We start from the raw sequence: 11996 nt of genomic DNA on the forward strand, positions 1-11996 counted from the left end.
CAGCAGCGACCGCGTGCCGGGGCATGGAGAGGCTCAGTTCAACGTGAAGCTGACGCCCGCGCCGACACCCCAGTGCCCGCCGGCCGTCGTGCCCGAGAGGTTCGCTCTCGCGCGCCCATCCTCGCTGGTGTAGCCGGCGCCGAACGCGACCGCTCCCTCGCCGCGCCAATAGCCGCCGCCGGCCGCCACGCTGACCTTGCCGGGACGATCGTCATAGCGCAGCGAGGCGGCCGCAAGGCCGATCGCGGCGGCCTGACGCGCCTCGCCGCGCGCTTCGCCCATATCCATGTTGAGTTGGCTGAGCTTGGAGTCGGTGTAGGCATTGGCCTGCTGCAGCGTGGTGGCCGCCACCTGATTGGTGTAGGTCTTGGAGTTGTCGAGCGTGGTCGCCAGCCCAAGATTGAGTTGCTGCACGTTGACTGCATCGGTGTCGGCGGTGCCGGCGCCGACATTGTGGATGACGACAGGCGCATTCGCGTCGCCGCCGGCGAGCGTCAGCGAGTTCGACTTGGTGCCATCCGGGTTCTTGTCGTACTGGACTGCGAACTCGTTCAGATTGCCGACGCTTCCCTGCACTGCTTCGACGGCCTGGTTGGTCGCGTAAAGCTGACTGCCGTTGATGGCGTCCGTGGAGGTGGAACTGATCCGGCCCGCCGCCACGTTGGTGACGGTGCGCTCGTTGCCGACGCTGCCGACGCTGACCGTGCTCGTCGGAGCGGTTCCGGCGAAGGTGTAGGCGACACCGTTGATCGTCGTGCCCGTCGTGGCTACCGCAGCCGCCGTCGTCGAGCCCGCGCCGAGCGCGACGCTGCCCGGCTCATTGGCCGTGGCGCCGGCGCCGAGCGCCATCGACTGCGCACCGTTGGCGGTCGAGTTCGTCCCTAGCGCGATGCTGTCCGCCGCATTGACGGTCGAGGTCTGGCCGATCGCGATGCCGCCCGGCGCCGTCGACTGCACGATGGCGCCGTTGCCCATGCCTATGCCGTTGTTGCCGTTCACGGTGGTGCGCGGACCGATCGCGACCGAATCGACGCCGACCGCAAGCGAGTCCGACGCCGTCGAATTGGCGTGGAAGTACATGGATCCCGTCACCGCAAAGGAGCTCAGCGCGCCCTTCAACTGGCGCAGCGTCACCGCGTCCTGGTCCTCCGTGGCGTCGGCAACGTTGATGATCTGACGATAGGATGTGGAGGTGCCGACCGAGACGGCGCCGAGCAGACTCATGTCCGCAGTGTTGTAGGGGATGAGGCCAGTGCCGGAGAGGATCGATCCCGATGTCGGTGCCACTGCACGATCTGAAACCGAGCCGGAGCCGAGCGCCACGCCGCCGGTGACAGTTGCCTGGGTGCCGCGGCCGAGGGCCAGCGAGTCGCCGGCGGACGCGGTGGCTTGGTAACCGAGCGCGGAAGAGCCTACCCCTTGCGCGAAGGCATCGGTGACCGGGAGCGTGCTGTCATTGGTGCGGACATAGCGAATGCCTACGCCATTGGCGTCGGTGTAAGCGGTCGATGTGTCGCCGGCAAAATTATTGATCGTGTTGCCGAGCGTGGTGATGTCGGCGGTGTTGGCGGCGATATCCGTCGTGTTCTGCGTCACCTGCTGGTTGGTGGCGAAGAGCTGCGAGCCGTTGACCGCATCGGTAGAGGAGCCGCTCAACTGCCCGGCCGCGACATTCTGGATCTGGCGCTCGGCACCCGCCGAGCCGACCGAGAAGGCGCCGGCCGGAGTGGCTCCGGCAAAAGTGTAATTCACACCGCCGATCGTCGCGCCGCCAACCGCGGTCGTGGTGCCGGACACGGAGTTGAGGCCGATCGCCACATCGCCGGCGTTGTTGGCCACGGCATTCGGGCCGATCGCGACGGAATCCGTTCCCAGCGCCTGGGAATCGGCGAGCGTCGAATTGGCGTGGAAGTACTTGATGCCGCCGCCAGCGTTGATGTTGTTGATCGTGTTGCCGAGGGTAGTGATGTCTGCGGTATTGGCGGCGATGTCGGTTGTGTTCTGCGTCACCTGCTGGTTCGTCGCGAAGAGCTGCGAACCGTTGACGGCATCGGTCGACGAGTTGCTCAGCCGGCCTGCCGCGACGTTCTGGATCTGGCGCTCCGCGCCAACCGAGCCAACCGAGAATGCGCCGGCCGGCGTGGTGCCGGCGAAGGTGTAGTTGACGCCGCCGATCGTTGTGCCGCCAACCGCCGTCGTGGTGCTGGATGCGGAATTGAGGCCGATTGCCACGTCGCCGGCATTGTTGGCCACGGCATTCGGGCCGACCGCGACGGAGTCCGCGCCCAACGCCTGGGAATCGGGCAGCGTCGAGTTGGCATGGAAATACTTGATGCCGGCGCCGCTGTTGATGTTCGTGACCGTATTGCCGAGACTAGCGATGTCGGTTGTGTTCTGCGTCACCTGCTGGTTGGTCGCGAAAAGCTGCGAGCCGTTGATCGCGTCGGTCGAGCTGCCGCTGATGCGTCCTGCGGCGAGATTTGTGAGGGTCCGCTCAGCGCCGGGCGCGCCGATGCTGACCGTCGAGGTCGGCGTCGTTCCGGCGAAGGTATAGGTCGTGCCGCCGATCGTGGCGCTACCGGTGCCGACTGCCGCCTGGGTGACCGAGCCCGAGCCGAGGGCCACATCACCGGAGCTTGCCGTGGCGGTCGCGCCATTGCCCAGCGCGACATTCCCGACGAAGCCGGTCGCACCCGCGGTGGACCCGTTACCCAGCGCCACGGAACCCTGCCCGATCGCCTTGTTGTTGTTGCCGATTGCAACCGCGCCGGCGGCCTGGTTGGCGGCGGTAGCGCTCGCGGTACCGTCAGCATTGGCGATGTTGTTGGCGCCGCCGGTGAAGGCGCCGGTGCCGCTTGCATAGCTTGGATCGCCGATGGAGACCGCGCCGTCGCCATAGGCGGTGTTGTTCGCGCCGATGGAAACCGCCTGGCCGCCGGTCGCCACCGCGTTGGTGCCCATGGCGACCGCATTGGCGGAATCGGCCTTGGCGTTGTTGCCCACGGCGATGGCGCTCGCCGCCGATGCATTGGCGCCGATGCCGAGCGCGGTACTGGCGATTCCGCCGGCGTTGGCGCTAACGCCGGCGGCAAGGGAATTGTCTCCGGTAGCATTTGCGCCAGATCCGAACGAGGAGGCGTTTTGGCCGCTGGCCACGGCGGTGTTGCCAATCGCCGTGGCTGCAGCGCCGCTTGCAATTGAGGCAGGGCCCATGGCGACGGCGAAAGCGCCGGAAGAGAGCGAGTTGGTGCCGATCGCGATGCTATTGGGCAGGGCCGTGTTGGCCTGAACGCCTGCCTGCGCGCCCAAACCCAAGGCGATGGACTGGTTGCCCCAAGCGCTCGCCGTGTTGCCCATCGCCGTGGCGCTCGTTCCAGTTGCTTTGGTCAGAATGCCGATGGCAACGGTGTTTTGCTGATTTGCTGTCACATCCGTGCCGAGGGCGATGGCGCCCTGTGCAAGGGCACCCGTTCCCGCGACGGTGCGCCCGCCGATATTGATGGAGTTGATCTGTGAAGCGACCGATTGGAACCCGATCGCGATGGCGTTCTGGTTGCTTGCGGTGGCGTTGTTGCCCTGGGCAAACGAATCCACTCCCGACGCTTTCGCCCCATACCCGAGCGCGGTGGCGCGCAGCCCGCTTGCCGCGGCAGCGAGGCCGAGGGCCGAAGCATTCAGCGCAGCGCTCGTCCCATTGCCGATAGCGGTGGCACCTGCGCCGTTTGCAACCGTATTGACGCCAAAAGCCGATGAGCCATCCCCATTGGCATGGGCATTTCCGCCGACCGCAAGGGCATTGGTGCCGGTGGCGTTCGCAAAGACACCCATGCCTATCGCATTGAGACCATTGGCAGAATTTGCATAGCCGATGATGATCGAGCCATCGCCGGTTGTGCTGTTTGCGTCGCCTATCGCCAAGGCGTTCTGGCCATTGGCAACGGTGCCAGAGCCGATTGCGGTTGAGCTGGCGCCGGCGCTACTGCCGCAGCCGATAGCGGTGCTGCCTGCAGTCGCAGCACTGGGATTGGTGCAGTTTGCGGGATTGCTGACAACCCCATTGCCCATGGCAACCTGCGCGAACGCCGCTTGCGGTATCATGATCCCGGCGACGGCGAGCAGGGCGCCGGTCGCCCCGCCGGTGCTGAGCATTCCATGCCCCAACCGGTCGCGCTTCAGGCCGAGCACGCGATGCGCGTTGCGCAGCGCGGCCATCAAGCGGCGGCGCAGCGAGCGGCTGTCGGCAGCGCCGAGTACCCAGTTCCCTGCGAAACGCGCCGATGCGCGCCGGGTGTTTCGTGCTTGCCCGAGGTTCATTGCGAGAGTGCCTCCTTTGGTCGGTCGCGCTCGATCACGACAGGTTCCGCCGACCCTGCCGCCGAAGCGTGTCTGCTCGAAAATGGGATGACAATATCGGCGCCGCGCGCCAGAAGCGCATGGCCCTGCTTTTCACCGATCGCCTCGACGCGATCGAGCGTGCTTTCAAGCCAGGAGTCCCCCTCCTCCGGCACGGCCTGCAAGGCTCGTGTGACCCGTTCGTCCGGAATGAGCCGGCCGAGATAGGACCGCATGGCCGCCAGATGGGCAGCAGGCGCATCGCCCGCGTGAACCACGGCGATGAGGCCGTAGAGATAATGGGCAAGCAGCATGTCCTGCTTGGCCAGGGGCACGCCATCTCCATAGCGTTTCTCAAGCGTCCTGGATGCCGACTCCAGCCAGTAGCCGATCTCCTCGGAAAGGCTGCGGCCGATGGCCGTATCGTCGCTCATGTCCCCTCAGCCTAGTCAGAATCCGGCGTAGCTGAACCTGCTCCAGAAGGACATGTTTTCAGAATCCCGTATTTCAACAAATTGCTGTTTATCGGAAAAAAGACAGCACATATTCTGGAGGTTAACACAGAATTACTTTAGAAATTTCTTTTATAAGCCGAGCCAAAAATAAATCTGCCGATAATTTGGGCAATTTGCTGTCGCCTTACTCACTGCCCCGCGATCGAACCTGCCTCGCCCGCACCTGCTGTGGGGTGGCGTTGCGATATTTTTTCATCATGGTGGTCAGGTGGCTCTGACTCGAGAACCCGCTCAGATCGGCGATGTCCGTGATCGACATGCGGCTGTCGGCAAGCAACTTTTCAGCAAGGTCCAGACGAAGCGTAAGGACGTATTGATGCGGCGACACTCCGAACGTCTTGGAAAAGCCGCGGGCGAAGTGGTAGGGAGACAGTTCGCATACCGCTGCCATCTCAGCGAGAGAAAGCTTGCGGGAAAAGTTGTCGTTCAGGAATTGCTGCACCAGCCCGGCGCAACTGGTCGACAGCCCGCCTTTTGCGTTAATCGGTAATCGTCTCTCAGCAGGGATTTCCGAAAGCCAGGTCGACAGATCGTCATCGCGCCGCAACTCGGACTCCTGATGCTCAGCCCTCCGCAGCCTTGGCCCAACCTTAGCGGGCGCTTTCGGTTTCCTAGCCAAAATAATCCGTGATCGCACGTGGTCGCCGTTATCGAATATGCCCCCCGGCAACAGCCCGCAAAGGCCATGATTTGAGGCATTCGGTATTTCACGAACTTGCGGTTCGGCAGGGAAAAACTTCTTTCACGAAAATTTTAGATGCCGCTGCTGCTATCCGCTTGTTCTCAAGTAAGATTTTTTCGTCGCAAGGTAACAAGGACGGCCTCTGACGCGTCAGGTGCCACGCAAGTTTCGCTTGGCGCGGCGAGCAACAGATCCAACACCCCAAAGGCGGAACCACTTGCTGCGACGGGACGGACGCCCGTTTGATCCGGCGGGTCAGGAAAGCGGAGGGCTTAGCCCGCGCGCTACCGCCCCCGGGCCAGGCTCCCAAGGATGCCGCGGACAATGGCACGGCCGACGGAGGAGCCGACCGAGCGTACCACCGACTTGATGGCGGCTTCGGCCACGGTCTGGCGGTTGGAAGACCGCCGATTGCCTGTTCCCAAAACATCGTCGAAACCGGGAATGGTCCAGCGCGAGCCGCCGCTGTTCTGCTGCTTTGCCTGCGCCTCGGCCTCCTGCGCCTCCTTGGTCTTCTTCCGCAGGATCTCGAAAGCCGATTCGCGATCGACGGCCTGGTCGTATTGGCCGGCGACAGGACTCTCGGCGATGATCTTGCGGCGCTCGTCCGGCGTGATCGGCCCAAGCCTGGATGACGGCGGCCGGATCAGCGTGCGCTGGACCATGGCCGGCACGCCCTTGTCCTCCAGCATCGAAACCAGCGCCTCGCCGGTGGCGAGCTGGGTGATGGCGGTGGCGCAATCGAAATCGGGATTGGGCCGGAAGGTCTCGGCCGCGGTGCGCACCGCCTGCTGTTCGCGCGGCGTATAGGCGCGCAGCGCGTGCTGGACGCGGTTGCCGAGTTGGGCCAGCACCTTTTCCGGGATGTCGAGCGGGTTCTGGGTGACGAAATAGACGCCGACGCCCTTGGAACGGATCAGCCGCACCACCTGCTCGACGCGGTCGATCAGCACCTTCGGCGCATCCTCGAACAAGAGATGCGCCTCGTCGAAGAAGAACACCAGCTTCGGCCGGTCGAGATCGCCGACCTCGGGCAGTTCCTCGAACAGTTCCGACATCAGCCAGAGCAGGAAGGTGGCGTAGAGCCTGGGATTCATCATCAATTTGTCGGCGGCCAGGACGCTGATCGCGCCGCGGCCGTCGCGCGTCGTGCGCATCAGATCGGCGACGCGCAACGCCGGCTCGCCGAAGAAATTCGCGGCACCCTGCTGCTCGAGCACCAGGAGCGTGCGCTGGATGGCGCCGACGGAGGGCTTGGTCACATTGCCATACCGTGCGCTGAGTTCGTCGGCTCGCTCTGCAATGTTGGCGAGCAGCGCCTGCAAGTCCTTCAAATCGAGCAGCAGCAGGCCTTCCTCATCGGCGATGCGGAAGGCGATATTCATGACGCCTTCCTGAGCTTCCGTGAGGTTCATCAGCCGCGACAAAAGCAGCGGTCCCATCTCGGAAATCGTGGCGCGGATCGGATGGCCCTGCTCGCCGAACAGGTCCCAGAAAATGACAGGGAATTCCTGGAACTGATAGGGATCGAGCTTCACCTCTCCGGCGCGCTTGACCAGGAAATCCTTGGCTTCGCCCATCATGGATATGCCGGAAAGGTCGCCTTTGATGTCGGCGCAGAAAACAGGCACGCCGGCGTTCGAAAAGCCCTCGGCCAGGATCTGCAGGCTGACCGTCTTGCCGGTGCCGGTGGCCCCGGTGACGAGGCCGTGGCGGTTGCCGTAGCGCAGCAAAAGCGCTTCGGCGCGCTGGTAGGAATCGTCGGGCTTGCGGCTGGCGCCGATGAAGATGCTGGTCTCGTCAACCATATCCGGTCTCCGCAATCTGTTCCGCTCAAAGGGCCTCACCCGAGGTATAGTAACGCTCATCGCATGCGGCAATGCCCAGTGTCGATTTAGGGCGCATCGAATTTGGCCTTTGGCGCTTGCGGATTCCGCGCATGTTTGGCAATCGATTGGCCGGCCGCGGAAAAACCCGGCCGGATGACGCATTGTGATATCTGGTTCCCGGCCCTAGATTGGCTGGACCGGCTGATGCGGCCGAGAAGCGAGGAGAGCGATGGGCGCCGGCGCCTTGACCAGGGATGTCGATCTTCCGAACCCGGACGCCAAGCGTTGGCAGGTCTTGGCGGAAAAGGCGCTTGCCGGCGATTCCTTCGAGGAAAAGCTCGTCTCCCATACCGATGACGGCATCCGCATCGAGCCGCTCAGTCAACGCTCGACGTCCGCCGAGCCATTGCTCCGCACAAATCCGACTGCGCCGTGGATCGTCAGCCAGCGCGTCGACGATCCGGACATCGTCCGGGCCAGCGCGCAAGCGCTGGAAGACATCGCCCAAGGCGCCACCGGCCTGTCGCTTGTCTTCGAGGGGGCGCCGAATGCCTTCGGCTACGGCCTGCCGCGCACCGCGGAAGCCTTGGAAAGAGTGCTCGACGGCGTGCCGCTCAACCGCGTGCAGGTGCGCATCGACGCGCATCCCTGGAGCCGCGCGGTCGCCGACTGGCTGCTCGCTTTCTTGAGCAAACGCCGCTCCGATCCGGCCAAGCTCAACCTCTCCTTCGGCATCGACCCGGCGGCGATCTTCGCCGGAACCGGGCGGTTGCGCACTTCGATCGAGGCGCTGCAGGAGTCGATGCCTCAGTCGCTGGCGCATTTCTTCTCGATGGGCGTGCCGGGCGTGCTGCTCGAGGCCGACGGCCGGGTCTTCCACAATGCCGGCGCCACCGAGGCGCAGGAGCTCGGCACGATGATGGCCTCCGTCGTGTCCTATCTCAGGATGTTCGAGAAGGCGCGCCAGCCGCTGATCTATGCGGCACCTTATATCGGCTTCGCGCTCAGCGTCGATCAGGACCAGTTCCTGTCGATGGCCAAGGTGCGGGCGTTGCGCAAGCTCTGGGCGCGCATCCAGGAAGCCTGCTCGATCCCGGCCTCGACCGCCAGCATCCATGCCGAGACCTCCTACCGCATGATGACGATGGCCGACCCGGAGACCAACATCCTGCGCACGGCGATCGCGGCCTTCGCGGCGGCAACCGGCGGCGCCGATTCGGTCTCGATCCTGCCGCATACGATCGCGCATGGCCTGCCGGCCAGCTTTGCCCGCCGCATCGCCCGCAACGCTCAGCTTATCATGGCCAAGGAGAGCCATCTCTACCGTGTCGCCGACCCCGCCAATGGCTCGGGCGCGGTCGAAGCGCTGACCGACGATCTCTGCGCCGCGGCCTGGGAAGAATTCCAGCGCATCGAGGCCGAGGGCGGCGTGCTCGCCAGCCTGCAGCAGGGCTACATCCAGAATCGCGTCCAGACTGCCGCCGCCAGGCGCAACGGCGCCTACCGGGCCGGCGAACGCGGCATTGTCGGAACGACGCTTTACCGCGTCGGCCGCGAGCGCCCGGTCGAGACCCTGCCGCAGGAGCGGCGTCCGGCCCTGACCGAAGGCGTTGCGACCTGCGAGCCGCTGTTTCCGGTGCGCATCGACCAGTCGATCGGAGCCGGATCATGATCCCGGATTTCAGCCAGATCGGCTGGTCGGCGCCGCGGCACGCGCCGGTCGAGCTCAAAGGCCAGCGGATGACGCCGGAAGGCATCGCGGTAAAGCACCTTTACACACAAGGCGACCTCAAAGGACTTGCCAATCTCGACACTTATCCGGGCATGCCGCCCTTCGTGCGCGGCCCCTACCCGACCATGTATGTCCAGCAGCCCTGGACGATCCGGCAATATGCCGGGTTCTCGACGGCGGAGGAATCCAACGCCTTCTACCGACGCAACCTCGCCGCCGGCCAGAAGGGCCTCTCGGTCGCCTTCGATCTCGCCACCCATCGCGGCTATGACAGTGACCATCCCCGCGTCGCCGGCGATGTCGGCATGGCGGGCGTGGCGATCGATTCCATCCTCGACATGCGGCAGCTCTTCGACGGCATTCCGCTGAACGAGATGACGGTGTCGATGACCATGAACGGCGCCGTGCTGCCGATCATGGCGCTGTATATCGTGGCGGCGGAGGAACAGGGCGTCGCCGAGAAGGATCTCGCCGGAACCATTCAGAACGACATTCTGAAGGAGTTCATGGTCCGCAACACCTACATCTATCCGCCGAAGCCTTCGATGCGGATCGTGTCGGACATTTTTGCCTACACCTCCAAGCATATGCCGAAGTTCAACTCGATCTCGATCTCCGGCTACCATATGCAGGAAGCGGGAGCGACGGCCGACCTCGAACTCGCCTACACCATTGCCGACGGCATCGAATATGCGCGCGCCGGCGTCGCCGCCGGCCTCGACATCGACCGCTTCGCGCCGCGCCTGTCCTTCTTCTGGGCAATCGGCATGAACTTCTTCATGGAGATCGCCAAGCTCAGGGCCGCGCGGCTGCTCTGGTCGAACCTGATGCAGAAGAATTTCGCGCCGAAGGACGAGCGCTCGCTGTCGCTGCGCACCCATTGCCAGACGTCGGGCTGGTCGCTGACGGCGCAGGATCCCTATAACAACATCACCCGCACGATGCTCGAGGCGATGGCGGCGACGCAGGGGCATACGCAGTCGCTGCACACCAATTCCTTCGACGAGGCGATGGCGCTGCCGACCGACCATTCGGCCCGCATCGCCCGCAACACGCAGCTCATCCTCCAAAAGGAATCCGGCACCACGCGCATGATCGACCCGTGGGGCGGCTCGGCCTATGTCGAGCGGCTGACGCATGATCTGGCGGCGCGCGCGCTCGCCCATATCGAGGAGGTCGAAAGCCTCGGCGGCATGGCGGCGGCGATCGAGAAAGGCATTCCGAAGCTGCGCATCGAGGAAGCGGCGGCGCGCACGCAGGCGCGCATCGACTCCGGCGAACAGGTGCTGGTCGGCGTCAACGCGCACCGGCCGCAAACGGACATCGAAGTCGATGTGCTGAAGATCGACAATGCCGAGGTGAAGGCCAGGCAATTGGCGAAGCTGCAGCGGCTCAAAGGCACCCGCGACGTCGCAGCACTGGAAAACGCGCTGGCGGCCCTTTCTCGGGCGGCCGAGGGCGACGAGAATCTGCTCGAATTCGCGATCCGCGCCGCGCGCGCCAACGCCACTGTGGGCGAGATCTCGCTGGCGCTGGAAAAAGTGTTCGGCCGCCACACGGCGGCGGTGCAGACGATCTCCGGCGTCTATCGCGAGTCGCTCGGCGACAATCCGGCGCTTGAGCGTTTGCAGGAGAAGATCGAGGCATTCGAGAAGAAATCCGGCGGCAAGCCGCGCATCCTGGTCGCCAAGATGGGCCAGGACGGACACGACCGCGGCCAGAAGGTGATCGCCAGCGCCTTTGCCGATCTGGGCTTCGACGTGACCGTCGGGCCGATGTTCCAGACGCCGGACGAGATCGCGAAGCTTGCGGTGCAGCACGACGTGGACATCATCGGCGCGTCATCGCTCGCAGCCGGTCATCTGACGCTGATCCCCGAGCTCAAGGACGCGCTGAGGAAGCTTGGCCATGGGGACATGCTCATCGTCGCCGGTGGCGTTATCCCGCCGCAGGACTATGACGCGGTGCTGGCGGCGGGCGCGGTGGAAATCTTCCCGCCTGGAACCGTGATCCCGGAGGCCGCGAACCGGCTGATGGATCGGCTGCTGGCCGATCAGTGAGGCTTGCTGAATTGGCTGAAAGGTTGTTCTATCGCATAGATACAATCACGGCGCGATGATGTTCAAGACAACCATCCACAGGCTCGGGGACGGATCGGAGCTTTGCTGCTGCCGCGCGAAATGCTTGACAGCCTGGACCTTCAAGTTGGTGATGAGCTCCAGATCATCGAAACCGACGGCGGCCTCATTCTAAGGCCGGCCCGCGACGACAACCCCGAACGGCAAATGACGCCGCTCGCGATGTCATGGACGGATACGAGGCTGCACTGCGGAAGCTTGCAAAGTGAGCCGGCGGCTAATTCTCGACCCTGTCGGAAAGCTTGACGATTTCCCATTCCCTGCCGTTGACGGTCACGACCTCGCCGACCTTCTTGCCGAACAGGGCCACGGCCATCGGTGACACGTGGGAAATGCTGCCCTTGGACGGGTCGGCCTCGTCCTCGCCGACGATACGCCAATGCACCTTCTTGCCGTCGTCGCCCTCCAGCGTCACGCCCATGCCGAAGCGCACGACTTCGCTGCCCGTCTCCGGCACGGAAAGCTCCGCGCTCTCGCGCCGGGCGGTCCAATAGCGCAGGTCGCGCGACACGACCGCGATGCGCTCCCGGTCGCCCTTCCTTTCGGCCTTGGCCAACATGTCGCGCAGGTCGGCGAGATTGTCCTCGATCATCGCCAGGCCGCGCTCCGTCACCAGATTGCGGTGCGTGCTGATCGGCCGCTCGCCGACGCCGGCAATGGCGTTTTCGCTGTCTTCTTCGCGGGTGAAAGCTCTGCTCATCAGATGAACTTAGGCTTGGCGAGGCGACTGCACAAGCGGTTTGCCGGTTAGCCCGCCCTGGCACGATT

The 11996-nt window shown here is 64.4% G+C and carries 8 protein-coding genes; 3 read left to right on the forward strand and 5 right to left on the reverse strand.

The genetic code is table 11. The features are described from left to right. Positions 1-33: 33 nt before the first annotated feature. From P9273_RS15080 to P9273_RS15095, 4 genes are all read right to left on the reverse strand, one after another. Positions 34-4314, reverse strand: a complete 4281-nt coding sequence (locus P9273_RS15080; RefSeq protein ID WP_278049612.1) for a YadA-like family protein — start codon at positions 4312-4314, stop codon at positions 34-36. After that, positions 4311-4766, reverse strand: coding sequence for a hypothetical protein (locus P9273_RS15085; RefSeq protein WP_278049613.1), 456 nt, complete (start codon positions 4764-4766; stop codon positions 4311-4313). The genes P9273_RS15080 and P9273_RS15085 overlap by 4 nt, the downstream gene beginning before the upstream one ends. Before the next feature lie 205 nt (positions 4767-4971). Then, positions 4972-5394 (reverse strand): helix-turn-helix domain-containing protein, encoded by a 423-nt coding sequence (locus P9273_RS15090; protein WP_278049614.1) that lies wholly within the window; start codon positions 5392-5394, stop codon positions 4972-4974. Between the two features lie 419 nt (positions 5395-5813). Further along, positions 5814-7337 carry a helicase HerA-like C-terminal domain-containing protein gene (locus P9273_RS15095; protein ID WP_278049615.1) on the reverse strand — a complete coding sequence of 508 codons (1524 nt, stop codon included), beginning with the start codon at positions 7335-7337 and terminating at the stop codon, positions 5814-5816. Between the two features lie 250 nt (positions 7338-7587). Between P9273_RS15095 and P9273_RS15100 the strand changes: the two genes are divergently transcribed. The 3 genes from P9273_RS15100 (at position 7588) to P9273_RS15110 (ending at position 11474) form a co-directional block, all read left to right on the forward strand. Then, a complete protein-coding gene (locus P9273_RS15100; RefSeq protein WP_278049616.1) occupies positions 7588-9030 on the forward strand; it encodes a methylmalonyl-CoA mutase family protein in 1443 nt (480 codons plus the stop codon). Then, complete coding sequence (scpA, locus tag P9273_RS15105) at positions 9027-11150, forward strand: methylmalonyl-CoA mutase (RefSeq protein ID WP_278049617.1); 2124 nt, start codon at positions 9027-9029, stop codon at positions 11148-11150. Before P9273_RS15100 ends, scpA begins: the two co-directional genes overlap by 4 nt. Before the next feature lie 120 nt (positions 11151-11270). Next, positions 11271-11474 (forward strand): AbrB/MazE/SpoVT family DNA-binding domain-containing protein, encoded by a 204-nt coding sequence (locus P9273_RS15110; protein ID WP_278049774.1) that lies wholly within the window; start codon positions 11271-11273, stop codon positions 11472-11474. On the opposite strand, the gene greA is transcribed toward P9273_RS15110, so the two are convergent. Continuing rightward, positions 11446-11928: a transcription elongation factor GreA gene (gene greA / locus P9273_RS15115; protein WP_278049618.1), complete on the reverse strand. Its 483-nt coding sequence runs from the start codon at positions 11926-11928 to the stop codon at positions 11446-11448. The two genes, P9273_RS15110 and greA, sit on opposite strands and share 29 nt — an antisense overlap. Positions 11929-11996 lie beyond the last annotated feature (68 nt).

Source organism: Mesorhizobium sp. WSM4935 (assembly GCF_029625735.1).
In the GTDB taxonomy this organism is placed as follows: domain Bacteria; phylum Pseudomonadota; class Alphaproteobacteria; order Rhizobiales; family Rhizobiaceae; genus Mesorhizobium.

Coding starts and splice junctions, on each gene's coding strand:
- P9273_RS15080 (WP_278049612.1), bottom strand. CDS start 4,314: ATGAACCTCGGGCAAGCACGAAACACCCGGCGCGCATCGGCGCGTTTC.
- P9273_RS15085 (WP_278049613.1), bottom strand. CDS start 4,766: ATGAGCGACGATACGGCCATCGGCCGCAGCCTTTCCGAGGAGATCGGC.
- P9273_RS15095 (WP_278049615.1), bottom strand. CDS start 7,337: ATGGTTGACGAGACCAGCATCTTCATCGGCGCCAGCCGCAAGCCCGAC.
- P9273_RS15100 (WP_278049616.1), top strand. CDS start 7,588: ATGGGCGCCGGCGCCTTGACCAGGGATGTCGATCTTCCGAACCCGGAC.
- scpA (WP_278049617.1), top strand. CDS start 9,027: ATGATCCCGGATTTCAGCCAGATCGGCTGGTCGGCGCCGCGGCACGCG.
- P9273_RS15110 (WP_278049774.1), top strand. CDS start 11,271: ATGCTTGACAGCCTGGACCTTCAAGTTGGTGATGAGCTCCAGATCATC.
- greA (WP_278049618.1), bottom strand. CDS start 11,928: ATGAGCAGAGCTTTCACCCGCGAAGAAGACAGCGAAAACGCCATTGCC.